The 14,358-nt window shown below is 71.5% G+C and carries 15 protein-coding genes; 7 read left to right on the top strand and 8 right to left on the bottom strand.

What is annotated here, in order from left to right:
• Nucleotides 1-46: 46 nt before the first annotated feature.
• Nucleotides 47-1,681 (bottom strand): fatty acyl-AMP ligase, encoded by a 1,635-nt coding sequence (locus tag QYS60_RS21390; RefSeq protein ID WP_054371875.1) that lies wholly within the window; start codon nt 1,679-1,681, stop codon nt 47-49.
• 217 nt (nt 1,682-1,898) lie between these two features.
• Between QYS60_RS21390 and QYS60_RS21385 the strand changes: the two genes are divergently transcribed.
• Complete coding sequence (locus QYS60_RS21385) at nt 1,899-3,569, top strand: peptide chain release factor 3 (RefSeq protein ID WP_003937846.1); 1,671 nt, start codon at nt 1,899-1,901, stop codon at nt 3,567-3,569.
• A gap of 106 nt (nt 3,570-3,675) precedes the next feature.
• Nucleotides 3,676-4,188 (top strand): hypothetical protein, encoded by a 513-nt coding sequence (locus tag QYS60_RS21380; RefSeq protein ID WP_054371876.1) that lies wholly within the window; start codon nt 3,676-3,678, stop codon nt 4,186-4,188.
• Nucleotides 4,189-4,275: 87 nt separating this feature from the next.
• Here the strand turns inward: QYS60_RS21380 and QYS60_RS21375 are convergent, their stop codons facing one another.
• The 4 genes from QYS60_RS21375 to QYS60_RS21360 all read right to left on the bottom strand — a co-directional run bounded on the left by QYS60_RS21375 (nt 4,276) and on the right by QYS60_RS21360 (nt 7,090).
• Nucleotides 4,276-5,313, bottom strand: a complete 1,038-nt coding sequence (locus QYS60_RS21375) for an enoyl-CoA hydratase/isomerase family protein (RefSeq protein WP_289377332.1) — start codon at nt 5,311-5,313, stop codon at nt 4,276-4,278.
• 84 nt (nt 5,314-5,397) lie between these two features.
• Nucleotides 5,398-5,844 carry a glyoxalase/bleomycin resistance/extradiol dioxygenase family protein gene (locus tag QYS60_RS21370; protein ID WP_003937842.1) on the bottom strand — a complete coding sequence of 149 codons (447 nt, stop codon included), beginning with the start codon at nt 5,842-5,844 and terminating at the stop codon, nt 5,398-5,400.
• A 45-nt stretch (nt 5,845-5,889) separates the two neighbouring features.
• Nucleotides 5,890-6,369, bottom strand: a complete 480-nt coding sequence (locus QYS60_RS21365) for a nuclear transport factor 2 family protein (RefSeq protein WP_289377333.1) — start codon at nt 6,367-6,369, stop codon at nt 5,890-5,892.
• Nucleotides 6,370-6,466: 97 nt separating this feature from the next.
• Nucleotides 6,467-7,090: a TetR/AcrR family transcriptional regulator gene (locus tag QYS60_RS21360; protein ID WP_289377334.1), complete on the bottom strand. Its 624-nt coding sequence runs from the start codon at nt 7,088-7,090 to the stop codon at nt 6,467-6,469.
• Nucleotides 7,091-7,187: 97 nt separating this feature from the next.
• Here QYS60_RS21360 and QYS60_RS21355 point away from each other — a divergent pair, with 97 nt between their 5' ends.
• From QYS60_RS21355 to QYS60_RS21340, 4 genes are read left to right on the top strand one after another with little or no spacing between them, the layout of a single operon-like run.
• A complete protein-coding gene (locus tag QYS60_RS21355; RefSeq protein ID WP_371384215.1) occupies nt 7,188-8,702 on the top strand; it encodes an acetyl-CoA acetyltransferase in 1,515 nt (504 codons plus the stop codon).
• Complete coding sequence (locus QYS60_RS21350) at nt 8,699-9,493, top strand: enoyl-CoA hydratase-related protein (protein ID WP_371384214.1); 795 nt, start codon at nt 8,699-8,701, stop codon at nt 9,491-9,493. Before QYS60_RS21355 ends, QYS60_RS21350 begins: the two co-directional genes overlap by 4 nt.
• A complete protein-coding gene (locus tag QYS60_RS21345) occupies nt 9,490-9,762 on the top strand; it encodes a hypothetical protein (protein ID WP_371384213.1) in 273 nt (90 codons plus the stop codon). The genes QYS60_RS21350 and QYS60_RS21345 overlap by 4 nt, the downstream gene beginning before the upstream one ends.
• Nucleotides 9,654-10,265 (top strand): acyl-CoA dehydrogenase family protein, encoded by a 612-nt coding sequence (locus QYS60_RS21340; RefSeq protein WP_371384256.1) that lies wholly within the window; start codon nt 9,654-9,656, stop codon nt 10,263-10,265. Before QYS60_RS21345 ends, QYS60_RS21340 begins: the two co-directional genes overlap by 109 nt.
• A gap of 113 nt (nt 10,266-10,378) precedes the next feature.
• On the opposite strand, the gene QYS60_RS21335 is transcribed toward QYS60_RS21340, so the two are convergent.
• On the bottom strand, nt 10,379-12,175 hold the full coding sequence (locus QYS60_RS21335) for an ABC-F family ATP-binding cassette domain-containing protein (protein ID WP_003937836.1): 1,797 nt from the start codon (nt 12,173-12,175) through the stop codon (nt 10,379-10,381).
• A gap of 21 nt (nt 12,176-12,196) precedes the next feature.
• Complete coding sequence (locus QYS60_RS21330) at nt 12,197-13,123, bottom strand: 4-(cytidine 5'-diphospho)-2-C-methyl-D-erythritol kinase (RefSeq protein WP_371384212.1); 927 nt, start codon at nt 13,121-13,123, stop codon at nt 12,197-12,199.
• Between the two features lie 75 nt (nt 13,124-13,198).
• Between QYS60_RS21330 and QYS60_RS21325 the strand changes: the two genes are divergently transcribed.
• A complete protein-coding gene (locus tag QYS60_RS21325) occupies nt 13,199-14,188 on the top strand; it encodes a helix-turn-helix transcriptional regulator (RefSeq protein WP_371384211.1) in 990 nt (329 codons plus the stop codon).
• 82 nt (nt 14,189-14,270) lie between these two features.
• Here the strand turns inward: QYS60_RS21325 and QYS60_RS21320 are convergent.
• Nucleotides 14,271-14,358 (bottom strand): cold-shock protein (locus QYS60_RS21320; RefSeq protein ID WP_371384255.1); only part of this gene is annotated, 88 nt, incomplete at its 5' end.

Genomic DNA, 14,358 nt, shown 5'->3' with positions numbered 1-14,358 from the left:
GTGGTGTCCTTCCGGACCGGGCGAGGTCCGGAAAAACAGCACGGCGCTACCCGCCCAGCAGATGGACGGAGCTGCCACGCCGCAGCTTGCCCGACGACGTCTTCGGAATGCTTCCCGGACCGAGCACCGCGACGGTGCGCGGCCGCACCCCCACCTCCGCGACGACCGCGTGCACGACGTCGTGTTCGATGCGGCGCACCTCTTCCGGGTCGTCGATCCGGTTGGTCTCGACGGCGACGGCGAAGGACTCCCGCTTCTCGCCGGAATCGAGCCGGATCGCGACGGCGTTGCCGGGGCGCACGCCGTCGACGCTGCACGCGGCCCGTTCGATGTCGGTGGGATAGACGTTGCGGCCGCCCATGATGATGACGTCCTTGACGCGCCCGCACACCACGACCAGACCGTCCTCGGTGAAGTAGCCGACGTCGCCGGTGTCGAACCAGCCCTGCGGGTCCTGCGCGGGCACCGGACCGTCGACGGTGAGGTATCCGTGGGTGACGGCCTTGCCGCGCAGCTGGATGATGCCGACGCCGCGGGGCGGCAGTACCTGCCCGTCCTCCCCGACGACGCGGCCCTCGAGTCCGGGCACGAGATGCCCGAGGGTGGGCAGCCGCCGGGCGTTGGACCGGGTCGACGGAACCGCCATCCCACCGGCCTCGAGCAGGTCGGGGTCGACGAGATCGAGAATTTGCCCGCGTCCCGGATCCGGCACGGAGACCGCCAGGGTGGTCTCGGCCATGCCGTAGACCGGCGCGAGCGCCGCCGGATCGAGGCCGAATCGGGCGCCGGCGGCGGCGAGGGCCTCCATGGTGTCCGGATCGACCGGTTCGGCGCCGTTCCACATCCACCGCACCGACGACAGGTCGACGGCGCCGTCGGGGGCCTGCGCGAGCTTGCGCGCCAGAAGTGAGTACGCGAAGTTCGGTGCGGCCGTCACGGTTCCGCGGTACTTGCTCATCAGCTCTGCCCACAGCAGCGGGGAGCGCAGGAAGTCGAGCGGGGTCACGGAGACGACCTCGGCGCCGACCTGCATGGGCACGCTCAGGAATCCGACCATCCCCATGTCGTGGAACAGCGGCAGCCAGCTGACCATCACGTCGTCGTCGAGGGAGAACTTGATCCGCTCGATCATCGCGTACGCGTTGACGTAGAAGTTCTCGTGCGTGATCTGCACGGCCTTCGGGGACCCCGTGGACCCGGAGGTCAGCTGCTGCAGCGCGATGTCCTGCTCGTCGGTGGGCAGCGGGTCGACCGGCGTGCCGGCATCCATCTCGGCGATCGTGACGACGGGGATTCCCCGCTCGGTCAGGAGCGGCGCGGCGATCTCGAACGGCGCGCCGAGCACCACTGCGCGGGCGCCGATCATGCCGATGACGACCTCGGTGTCGCGTGCCCACAGCGCCAGGTCGGTGCGCGGTGTGGGCTGGTGCAGCATCGTCACCGAGGCGCCGCGCATCCACACCGCCTGACAGGCGGGTGCGATGTCCACCGGATTCCCCGCGAGGATGCCCACGGCGTCGCCGTGACCGATGCCGGCCGCGGCGAGGGCACCGGCCATGCGCCGGGCCTGCTCGTGAATCTGCCCCCAGCTCTGCCGCCGGGGGGCGTCGGGCTCGCCGGTGACCAGACCGTGCGGGGACCGATCCGCGGTCTCGTACATCTCGTCGGTGAATCTGCTCACGAACCACTCCTCACGTCGATACGACCCCGGGCACCGGGTACGACGTTGCCCAGGGTGCCCCCGATCCGTCCCGAGAGGGAGTCTCTTCGGAGAATGTGACCGAATCTCACGGAAATCGACATTCGATTGCCGAGTAACATGGACGAGTTGTCTGCGATGCGGGAGCCGCCCGCGCGCATCGACGAGCCGCACATCCGCTTCGAGAGGTACTTCCGCGTTGACTACCCCGCCCGTTTCCACCGGCAACGACGCCGGCACCACCGCCGTGTCGTCGAAGGAAGTGCTCGCGGAAGCGGGTCGCCGCCGCACCTTCGCGGTGATCTCCCATCCGGACGCCGGCAAGTCCACGCTGACCGAGGCGCTGGCCCTGCATGCGAAGGTCATCGCCGAGGCCGGTGCGGTGCACGGCAAGGCCGGGCGCAAGTCCACGGTGTCCGACTGGATGGAGATGGAGAAGGCCCGCGGCATCTCCGTCAGCTCCACGGCGCTGCAGTTCAACTACCGCTCCGAGGAGTCCGACGACGACGTCGTCAACGTGATCAACCTCGTCGACACACCCGGTCACTCCGACTTCTCCGAGGACACCTACCGGGTGCTCACCGCCGTGGACGCGGCGGTGATGCTGATCGACGCCGCCAAGGGCCTCGAGCCGCAGACCCTCAAGCTGTTCCAGGTGTGCCGTCACCGGGGCATCCCGGTCATCACCGTGATCAACAAGTGGGACCGGCCCGGCCGGACCCCGCTGGAGCTGCTCGACGAGATCGACGAGCGCATCGGCCTGACCCCCACTCCCCTGTTCTGGCCCGTCGGCATCGCCGGGGACTTCCGGGGCCTGCTGCGGCGCGGGGAGGACGGCGCGCCCGTCGAGTACGTCAAGTTCACCCGCACCGCCGGCGGCGCGCGGATCGCCCCCGAGGACCGGCTCTCCCCCGGGGAGGCCGAGGAACGGGAGGGCGAGACGTGGACCGAGGCGGTGGAGGAGTCGGAGCTGCTGTCGGCCAGCGGGCAGGACCACGACCAGGAGATGTTCCTGGCCGGGCAGACGTCGCCGGTGATTTTCGCGTCGGCCATGCTCAACTTCGGCGTCCGGCAGATCCTCGACACGCTCGTTGCGCTGGCGCCGCCGCCGCGCGCCCGGCTCGACGTGAACGACACTCCCCGCAACGTCGACGACCCGTTCAGTGCCGTGGTGTTCAAGGTGCAGGCGGGGATGGACACCGCACACCGCGACCGCCTGGCGTTCATGCGGGTGGTGTCCGGGGTGTTCGAGCGCGGCATGGTCGTCACCCATGCGCAGACGGGCAAGCCGTTCGCCACCAAGTACGCGCTGACGGTGTTCGGCCGGGAACGGTCCACGGTGGAGAACGCGTATCCCGGCGACGTGGTCGGGCTGGTCAACGCCACGGCCCTCGCCCCCGGGCACACCCTGTACGTGGACCGGAAGGTGGAGTTCCCGCCGATCCCGTCGTTCGCGCCCGAACATTTCTCGATCCTGCGCGCCGAGAGCGCCTCGAAGTACAAGCAGTTCCGCAAGGCCGTCGATCAGCTCGACTCCGAGGGCGTGGTGCAGATCCTGCGCAACGACATCCGCGGGGACGCGTCCCCGGTGATGGCCGCCGTCGGTCCCATGCAGTTCGAGGTGGTGGCGGCCCGGATGAAGGCCGAATACAACGTCGAGCCGCGGATGGAGCCGCTGGGCTACGCGCTGGCCCGTCGCACCGATGCGGCCTCGGTGGACGAGCTGAACCGGCAGCGCGGCGTCGAAGTGTTCACCCGCTCCGACGGTGTCCTGCTGGCGTTGGTGAGCGACAAGTGGCGGCTGCAGTACCTGCGGAAGGAACTGCCCGAGCTCACCCTCGAGCCGCTGGTGGCCGCCGCAGACCAGTGACACCCGTGGTGGGCGTGGGGCCGGTGTTGCTGTGCGCGGCGCCGGTGTTCCTGGTAGCTTGCTGTGCCGTCGAGCCGACCCGAGCTCGCGGATCTCAGGAGCATTCATGGACGACGACTCGGCCGCATCGACCGACGGCACGCCGCTGCGCGGCCGTTCCGAGCCGGCGGACGAGTCGCCCGGACCCAAGCGGGCAGGCACCTTCGTCTATCCCCTGCCGGGAACCCTGACCGGCAACGGCGCGTCCGCCCTGCACTCGACGGGAAGTCACGCGGCGGACCACGACGAGGCCGGCGGTAACGGCAGCGACCCGTTCCCGCTGCCGAGCTTCGACGGCAGCGACGGCGTCGCCGGGCACAGCACGCCGACCGCCGCGTCGCGCCGCAACTCGATGGGAGTGGCATCCGTGCGGATCGCGGCGCGACTGGCGCACACCGAGCTCGCCGCCCGTGCGCAGCGTTCCCGCGCATCCGATCCGACGGTCGAGACCGACGAACTGCTCACCCTGCTGGGTGAGTATCTCGTCGCGGGCGGATTCGAGAAGCCGGAGATCCGCGCCGTGCTGGGCGGGCAGGAGATCGTCGTCGATCTGCTCGCCCCGCGGCGCACCGCGCCCTGACGTCCGCATCCGCGCGCCCCCTGGCCAGACGCACCCGAAACAACGTGTGCGGCTGACCATTTCGTGCGCGGATGGCCGGCCGAGCGTCTACTCCCGGAACAGTCCCGCGACGAGGGCCGGGTCCACGTCGCCGATCCCCCGCGGCGACCAGGACGGGTTGCCGTCCTTGTCGACGAGCACCGCGCGCACCCCCTCGGCGAAGTCCGGCTCGGCGGTGATGCGGACCGCGACCTCGAGTTCCCGCGCGAAGCACTCGCGCAGCGGGCTCTCGGCGCCGCGGCGCAGCAGCTCCGCGGTGGCCCAGAGACTCGTCGGGGATGCCGCACCGAGCGCTGCCCGGGTGGTGACGGCCCACGTCTCGTCGAGGTCGTGGTTGCCGGACAGGCGCTCGACGATGTCGGCGACGGTGCCGTCGCCGAACACCGCGTCGATGTCCGGGTATCGATCGGCGATCGCCGACGCGGGAGCCGCCTCGGCGAACTCGTCGAGCGCCGGCTGCCAGTGGCCCTCGCGGATCCGGTCGGCGAGGGCGTCGATCCGGTCACCGGGAACGAAGTGCGTCGCGAGGCCGACGGCGATGGCATCGCCCGCGTCGGCGCGGGCGCCGGTCAGCGCCAGGTACAGTCCGACCGCGTCGCAACGGGCGGTGGTGCCGCGCAGTCGCGGCAGGAAATGACTGGCGCCGACGTCGGGGACGAAGCCGATCGCCGTCTCCGGCATTGCCAGCACCGCTCGCTCCGTCACGACGCGCACCGCGCCGTGCACCGAGATGCCCAGCCCGCCGCCCATCGTGACTCCGTCGACGAGCGCGAGATACGGCTTGGGGTAGGTGGCGACCAGTTCGTCGAGCCGGTACTCGTTCGCGAAGTAGTCCCGGACCGCGTCGGTGTCACCGGCCACGGCGGCGTCCCGGACCGACTTGATGTCACCGCCGGCGCAGAACGCCCGGTCGGATGCGCTGGTGACCAGTACCGCGGTGATCTCCGGATCGTCGCGCCATGCCAGCAGGGCCTCGTACATGTCGCGGATCATCGACCAGTCCAGGGCGTTGAGGGCCAGCGGCCGGTCGAGCACCACCTCGCCGATGCCGTTGGCGACGCGGGTGCGGATGAAGGTGTCGGTCACGCGCCGGAGCCTACCGGGCCGCTGCCCCGGGAACCGATCATGCGGGAGCCCCGGTTGCGCACGTGTCTGCGCGGCGCACCGTCCCTACCGGCCGGTACCGGCGGCGGCACCCTGCCGACGGCCGGTCAGTGGACCGACGAGCAGCCATCGGTGCCCGAACGGATCGAGCAGCGTGGCGTTGCGGTGACCGTGACTCTCGGCGATCCAGCGCTCGACGGTGCCCCCGGCGTCGCGGGCCTTGGTGAGCACGGCGTCGGTGTCGTCGACCGGGAGCATCAGGCTCACCGACGTCGCGCCGGCCTCGGGCGCGGACAGGCCCATCTCGGGGAACTCCTCCGCCAGATAGACCATCCCGGTGGGAAAGACCAACTCGGCGTGGCCGATCCGGCCGTCCTCGAGCACCACGGGGTCTCCCGCCAGCCTCGCGCCGAACACCTGCCGGTACCAGTCGATGGCACTGCGGGCGCGTCCCACGATGAGGTACGGGAGCGCGCCGGCCCGGGGGAAGACTTCGGTGTCGGTCGCGGTCATCGGGCGGGGTCCCCTCCTCTCGGCCGGCGCGAGTTCTCGCTCGGTTCAGGACGCGCGGGGCGGCTGCTGCAGCAGCGACCACCGGTTCGAGGTGAGCCGGAAGCTGGGCATGTCGGCAACGGATGTGACTGTCTCCCAGTTTCTTTCGTATCCGGTGTGGGAGATGCGCCAGAGCCCGTCCGTCCCGCGCACGTAGCGGTCGTGATAGTAGGCGGACCCGCGCATCACGAGCCCGTCCTCGGGCACCACCACCGTGTCGGCGAGGAACCAGACCCCCGTGGCGGTGTCCCCCTCGACGTCGATCTCGGGGTGGCCGCAGTGGTGTTCGGTGATGACATGGGACCCGAGGGTGTTCTCGAGGAAGTTCAGGAACGCGTCGCGCGATTCGAAACTCAGATGTTCGCCGTAGACGGCGGTGGCCTCGGGAACCATGGTGTCGGCCAGTTCGATCCACGACTTCGTGTCGAGCGCCCGCGCGTAGCGGTACTTCAGTCGCTCGATCTCACGTAACGCCTGCAGGTCCATTCTCGCGCCTCCCACCACAGGGCCTGTCAGCCAGGCTAGCCGGGATCCCCCTCGGGGGGTATCGATTCCGGCGGCTCGCGGGGCAATTGGATTGCAGTTAGGTCACGGGACCTGGATCGTGTTCCCGTTTCGCGATCAGGGCGCGGATCGCGGCGTCGACGAGCGTGCGAGCGTAGGCGTCGTCGTCCGCCGCGGGTACCGCGAGGGAGAACAGCACGTGACTGAGCGCCGCACCGGTGACCATCTCGAGCAGCAGCGTCACCGAGACCTCCCGCGGCAGCTCGCCGCGTTCGACCGCCCGCAACACGATGGTGCGGGCCGCGACGAGGCGGCTCCGGTTGAGCGTGGTGGTCAGGTGGGCCAGCAGGTCCGGGTGCACGCGTGCGTCGAGCGCGACGCGCAGGCTCACCAGTCCGGGCGTCGTGCGGTAGCCGCGCAGGAGTTGGGTGACCAGTTCGACCAGGTCCGAGCGCAACGCCCCGGTGTCGATCGGCACCGGCAGCGGGCTGCGCGCCTCGAGCGCCTGCACGAGCAGTTCGTCCTTGGTGGCCCAGCGGCGGTACAGCGCCGCCCGTCCCACCCGGGCGCGCCGGCCGACCGCGTCGAGGGTGAAGCCGCGCCAGCTCGTCTCGGAGTAGACCTCGATCACCGCGTCGTAGACGCGATCCTCGAGGTCGGCATCGCGGGGTCGGCCACGGCGACGCACGATCGGCTCGGTCACGGTGTGCAGTGTGCCAGACCCGGAACCCCATTTACAGACTGAATCAGTCCGTATTAATGTGCGGGTGACCGTTTCCCCGACCCCTCCGAGGCCGCAGATGACCGACCCTGCCCGAACACCCGTCGTCGTCGGCGTCGGCGATCTGCGCTCCGGACGCGCCGGCGCCCCCGCCGACCCCCGCGAACCGCTCGACCTGATCCACGACGCCACCGGGGCGGCCCTTGCCGATACCGGCGTCGACGACATCGCGCGGCACATCGACGCCGTGTATGCCGTCAAGACCGCGAGCTGGGCGTACGACGACCTGCCCGCGCTCCTCGCCGCCCGCCTCGGCGCCGCGGCGGCCCGCACCCACACCAGTCCCCTCGGTGGGCACTGGCCGGCAGCGCTGCTCGACCGCATCGGCCACGAGATCGCCACCGGCACGACCGGCGTCGCGCTCCTCGTCGGCGGCGAATCCCAGGCCTCGGTCACCGCCGCGACGAAGACCGGCACGGACCCGGCCACGCTGGGCTGGACCACCGCGCCCGGCGGACCGCCCGCCTTCGACCCGGACGACCTCGGCAGCCCCGCCATGCAACGCGCCGGGATGCTCGCCCCCACCCGCGTCTACCCGCTGTTCGAGACCCGGCTCAGCCACGAACTCGGGCACTCCCACGACGAATCGCTGGCCTGGTCCGCGCAGCTGTACGCCGCGTTCTCCGAGATCGCCGGACGCAACCCCGCCGCCTGGAACCCCGACCTGCGCACCGCCGAGGACATCACCACCGTGGGCCCGCGCAACCGGATGGTCACCGCCCCGTACCCGCTGCTGCTCAACGCGATGCCGTTCGTCGACCAGGCGGCCGCCGTCGTCGTCACCTCCCTCGCCACCGCCCGCGAACTCGGTGTCGCCGAGGACCGGATCGTGTACGTGTGGGGCGGGGCCGGCGCGACGGAACCGGCCGACATCCTCGCCCGCGCCGGCTTCGGCCGGTCCGCGGCACTCGCCGACGCCCTCGCCCGGACCCTCGAGCGCACCGATCTGCGGCCGGCCGACCTGGACATCGTCGACGCCTACAGCTGCTTCCCGGTGGTGCCGAAGCTGCTCGTCGAACACCTCGGCCTGACCCGCGAGACCGTCCCGAGCGTCACCGGCGGCCACTCCTTCTTCGGCGGACCGCTCAACAGCTACACGCTGCACTCCCTCGTCGCCGTCACCCGCCGGCTGCGCACCGACGGCGAGATCGCCCTCGTCCACGGCAACGGCGGCTACCTGACCTACCAGCACACCGTCGTGCTCGCCGCCGCACCGCACACCCGCGGGTACGTCGGCGATCCCGAGCCCCGCGTGCTGCCCGCCACCGGACCCGAGCCCGTCGTCGACTACAGCGGTGACGTCGAGGTCCACACGGCAACCGCGGAATACGGACGCGACGGCCACCCGGCGATCGGGTTCCTGGTGGGCACCACCCCCGACGGCCGTCGAGTCTCCGGCTACACCGACGCCGCCGGCGCACAGGTGCTCGCGGCGGGTGCGGACATCGTGGGCCGCACCGTCCACGTCGTCGACCGCGGCGGCGCCCTGACCGTCACCCTGACCGATCCCGTCACGGAAGAGACCCCCGCATGACCGAGCCCGTCGTCCTGGTCGAGCAGCGCGGCCACACGCTGCTCGTCACCATCAACCGGTCCGGGGCCGCCAACAGCATCGACGCCGAGGTGCACACCGGCCTCGGCGAGGCGTGGGAACGCGCCGACCAGGACCCGGACGTACGCGTCGTCGTCCTCACCGGCGCCGGCGACCGCGTGTTCTGCGGCGGCGCCGACCTGAAGGCCCTCGGGACCGCCGGACCGGCTGGCGTCACCCCGCCCGAGACCGCGCACTGGGGGTTCGCCGGCGTCGTCAGACACCCCATCGCCAAGCCGATCGTCGCGGCGGTCAACGGCACCGCACTCGGCGGCGGCACCGAACTCGCCCTCGCGAGCGACCTCGTCGTCGCCGCCGACACCGCCGAATTCGGGTTGCCCGAGGTCCACCGCGGCCTCATCGCCGGCGCCGGCGGGGTGTTCCGCATCGTGCAGGCCATCCCGCGGTCCGTCGCGATGGAACTCGTGCTCACCGGCAAGCCGATCTCCGCCGCCGATGCTCTGCGCTGGGGCCTGGTCAACCGCGTCGTTTCCCGGACCGACGTCCTCACCACCGCGCTCGAGCTCGCCGACCTCGTCGCCGCCGGAGCACCCCTGGCCGTGCAGGCGAGCAAGACGATCGCCCGCGGCATCGTCGACGGCGCCGTCCCGTCCGAGGAACCGGCCTGGGACGCGACCGAAGCCGCCCTGGCCCGGCTGACCACCAGCGCCGACACCGTCGAGGGCGTCATGGCCTTTCTCGAGAAGCGCGCACCCGTCTGGAGCGGACGATGACCACGGCCCTGGACCGGGAAACCTGGGACACTCCCGAGCAGACCGCGCTGCGCCGGCTCACCGCGGACTTCACCCGCAAGGAGATCGTGCCGCACCTGGTCACCTGGGAGCGCGACGGCGCCGTCCCCGTGAACTGCACCGCAAGGCGGCCGAGGCCGGGCTGCTCGGCGCCTCGGCCGCCGAGAAGCACGGCGGTTCCGGCGGCAACCCGCTCGACACGCTCGCGATCCTCGAGGAGATCGTCCTCGCGGGCGGCTCGTCGGGCCTGATCTCCGCGTTGTTCAGCCACGGCATCGCCACCTTGCACATCGTCGCGTCCGGGAACCGGGACCTGATCGAGCGGTTCGCCCGTCCCGCACTCGAGGGCCGGACGATCGGGTCCCTGGGCATCACCGAGCCCGGCGGGGGTTCCGACGTCGCGGGCATCCGGACCACCGCCCGTCGCGAGGGCGACGAGTACGTGAGCGACGGCGCGAAGTTGTACATCACCTCCGGTACCCGCGCCGATTTCGTCACCACCGCCGTCCGCACCGGCGGGCCGGGCGCCGCCGGCATCTCACTGATCGTCGTGCCCACCGGCACACCGGGATTCACGGTCTCACACAAGCTCGACAAGATGGCTGGCTGTGCTCGGACACCGCCGAGCTGTTCTCCGACGACGTGCGGGGTGCCCGCCGCGAACCCGGCCGGCGAGGAGAACAGCGAATTCGCGCAGATCGCGCAGCAGTTCCAGGGTGAGCGACCGCCGTCAAGGCGTGCGACCACGCTGTGACGGAATCGGTGCAGCTCTTCGGCGGCCTCGGCTGCATGCGCGAGAGCGAGAGCGGGCGGCTCCGCCGCCGGTGTGTCCTTCGGGTGCTCCCGCCACCCAAAGGACACACCGCTCTACAACCTTTCGGCGAGCTCCATCCACTGCTCCTCGGCGGCTTCCTTCTCGGCAACCACGCTGCGCAGCTCGGCGTCGAGCTTCTGCAGGCGATCGGGATCGGTGGCCGCGTCGGCGAGGTCGTGGTGCAGCTTCTCCTCGCGCTCGGTCAGCTTCGCCACGCTCCGTTCGAGCCGCGCCAGCTCCTTGCGGGCGGCCCGCTCGGCGGCACCGTCGCGCTTCGGTTGTTCCGCATCCTGTTCGGGTATCGACGTCTTCGCCACCGTGGAGGCCGACGACGGGATGTCCCCGTCACCGAGCGCCGCGCGACGACGCAGGTACTCGTCGATCCCGCCCGGCAGGTTGGTGAGCCTGCCGTCGCCGAACAGCGCCCACGTCGAGTCGCAGATCCGCTCGATCAGATAGCGGTCGTGCGAGATGACCACCAGGGTGCCCGCCCACCCGTCCAGCAGGTCCTCGAGCTGCTGCAGGGTGTCGATGTCCAGGTCGTTGGTGGGCTCGTCGAGCAGCAGCACGTTCGGCTCGGCCATGAGCACCCGGGTCAGCTGCAGCCGTCGACGCTCGCCACCGGAGAGGTCGCCGACGGGTGTGCGCTGCCGTGCCGGGGTGAACCCGAGTCGTTCCGCGAGCTGACCGGCCGAGATCTCCTTGTCCCCCAGCGTGATCCGTTCGGCCACGTCCTTCACCGCGTCGAGCACCCGCAGGTCGGTGGGCAGGTCGTCGAGTTCCTGCCGCAGCCAGCCGATCTCGACGGTCTTGCCCTGGATGCGCCGGCCGGACGCCGGCTCGATCTCCCCGGCGAGGGTGCGCAGCAGCGTCGTCTTGCCGGAACCGTTGACCCCCACCAGGCCGATCCGCTCCCCCGGGCCGAGCCGCCACGTCAGATCGTGCACCAGCTCGCGGCCGTCGGGGGTGGTCAGTGTCGCGTCCTCGAGTTCGATGACCACCCGGCCCAGACGGCGTTTGGCGAACGACGCCAGCGCCACCGTGTCCCGTGGCGGCGGCACGTTAGCGATCAGCGATTCCGCCGCCTCGATGCGGTAGCGCGGCTTCGAGGTGCGGGCAGGAGCTCCGCGCCGCAGCCACGCGAGTTCCTTGCGCGCGAGGTTGCGGCGCCGTTCCTCCATCGCGTCGGCCTGCCGGGCCCGCTCGGCGCGCGCGAAGATCCAGTCGTTGTATCCGCCCTCGTAGCTTTCCACCTGACCGTTGACGACCTCCCACGTGCGGGTCGCGACGGTGTCGAGGAACCACCGGTCGTGGGTGACGACGACGAGGGCGCTGCGCCGGGAGAGCAGGTGCTCGGCGAGCCACTGCACACCCTCGACGTCGAGATGGTTGGTGGGCTCGTCGAGGACGAGCAGGTCGAGGTCCTGCACGAGCGCGGCGGCCAGCGCGACGCGCCGACGTTCGCCGCCGGAGAGGCCGTCGACGAGCGCGTCGAGGCCGAGCCGGTCGACACCGATACCCGCGAGAACGGAACGGATCCGGGCGTCGCCGGCCCATTCGTGCTCGGCCACCCCCAGCGGTCCCAGCACGACCTGTCCGACCGTGGAACCGGCCGGCAGGACGCCGCGCTGGGTGACGACCGCCATGCGCAGCCCGCCGACCCGGCTGACCCGGCCCGAATCGGGCTCCTCGAGGCCGGTGAGGACCTCGAGGAGGGTGGTCTTGCCGCCGCCGTTCAGGCCGACGACGCCGATGCGCTCACCCTCCTGCACACCGAGCGACACCGAGTCCAGCAGCGGTTTGATGCCGAAGGACTTCGAGACCTGTTCGAGGTTGATCAGATTCGCCACGCGGAGCAATGCCTTCCGAGATCAGGGGTGGGAGTTGTCGACGACGCGTGCGCCGGGGACCGGGCCGGAGGCCACGCGCACCGTCCGGCACACACCGGCCCCGGCCAGTTCGGCGCTCACCGTCACCGCCGCGGCCGAGTCGGCGCACAGGAACGCGCAGGTGGGCCCGGACCCGGAGACGATGCCGGCCAGCGCGCCGGCCTCCACGCCCGCCCGCAGGGTGCGCCGCAGCGCAGGCGCGAGCGAGAGGGCCGCGGACTGCAGGTCGTTGCCCAGCAACGGTGCCAGCGCGTGCGGGTCGCCGGCGGCGAGGGCCTGCAGCAGGTCGTCGAGGCCGCGGACCCGGGGCGGGGAACCTTCGGCCCGCAGACGGTCGAGTTCGCGGAACACCACCGGGGTCGACAGACCGCCCTTCGCGAGGGCCAGCACCCAGTGGAAGGTGCCGCGGGAGAGGACCGGCACCAGCTGCTCACCGCGGCCGGTGCCGATGGCGGTGCCACCGTGCAGGCAGAACGGCACGTCGCTGCCCAGGTCCGCCGCGAGGTCGTCCAGGTCGTCGCGCGCGAGACCGAGTCCCCACAGGGCGTCGAGTGCGACGAGGGTCGCAGCGGCGTCGGCGCTGCCCCCGGCCATCCCGCCGGCCACAGGGATGCCCTTGTCGATCGTGATGGCGACCTCGGGTGCGCGCCCGGCGCGTTCGGCCAGCAGGGTCGCGGCCCGCCAAGCGAGATTGGTGGCGTCGGCGGGGACGGCCGCGGCGTCGGCTCCGCGCACCCGCAGGCTCAACGCGTCGGCCCGCACGACCGACACCTCGTCGCTCAGGGACAGCGCGTGGAAGACCGTGCGCAGCTCGTGGTACCCGTCCTCGCGCAGGTCACCGACCGCGAGATGCAGGTTCACCTTGGACGGTGCTCGCACGGTGACGGGGCTCGGGACGACGGACAGCACGGATATACAGCTTACGCACCCGTGCGGCTCCGAATGCGGACGGCAGCTGTCCTCGATCGCTGGCATGCTCGGACCATGCGCGAAACGTCCGCTCGCCTGTTGCGCCTGCTGTCGCTGCTGCAGACCCGGCGGGACTGGTCGGGTGCCGAACTGGCGGACCGCCTGCAGATCACGACCCGCACGGTGCGGCGGGACGTGGACAAACTCCGCGACCTCGGTTACCCGGTGGACGCTACCGTCGGGGTCGGCGGCGGGTACCGCCTCGGCGCGGGCGCGGAGATGCCACCGCTGCTGCTCGACGACGAGGAGGTCGTCGCGGTGGCCGTCGCTCTGCAGTCGGGGGCGACCGGATCGGTGACGGGCATCGGCGAGGCGTCGGCTCGTGCCCTCGCCAAATTGCGGCACGTGATGCCGTCGCGGCTGCGGCACCGGCTCGAGGCGCTGCGCGTCGAGGTCGTCGAGCGGGTGCCCGCCGCGTCCGCAGTCGACGCGGCGCTGCTGTCCGGCGTCGCCGGGGTGTGCCACGCCCACGAGCGACTGCGGTTCGACTATCGCGCGCACGACGGCGGCTGCTCGCGGCGGGAGGTGGAGCCGTACCGGCTGGTGCGGTCGGGCGCACGCTGGTATCTGGTGGCGTGGGATCTGCATCGGCAGGACTGGCGGTCGTTCCGGGTCGACCGGATGGAGCCGAAGATCCCCACCGGTCCCCGGTTCGTCCCGCGCGAGCTGCCGCCCGGCGGGGCGGCGGAGTTCGTGAGCCGGGGCATCGCCCGCGGCATCGTCCGGACGCGGGCCCGCGTGCTGCTGCACGCACCCTTCGACGCGATCGTGCCGATGGTCGACGAGCAGTGGGGAACCCTGGAGCCGGTGGACGAGAATCACTGCGCGGTCGCGCTCGGCGGCACGTCGCTCGGGTCGATCGCGAGCTGGCTCGCGGAGTTCGACGTCGACTTCACCGTGCTGGATCCGCCGGAGCTGCGGGACGCGTGCCTGCAGGCAGGCCGGCGCCACGAGGTGCTCGCCCGTCGATACGAACGCGCCGGCTCCGTCGCGGGAAGCGACTGAGCCGGCGCGTGCGGGTGACCGAATGTCACACCGGTTCGATTCGATCGAGTGCGTGTGACATTCGGTCGGTGAGGCAGGTGAGTCAGCCGATGACGGTGACGCCGGTGGCCTGCGGGCCCTTCTGGCCCTGGCCGACCTCGAAGCTCACGCGCTGGTTCTCCTCGAGGGTG

The organism is Rhodococcus sp. GXMU-t2271 (assembly GCF_041414735.1).
GTDB lineage: Bacteria > Actinomycetota > Actinomycetes > Mycobacteriales > Mycobacteriaceae > Rhodococcus > Rhodococcus indonesiensis.
Note: the sequence above shows the minus strand (reverse complement) of the source record. Positions and strands in the feature narration are given on the sequence as shown.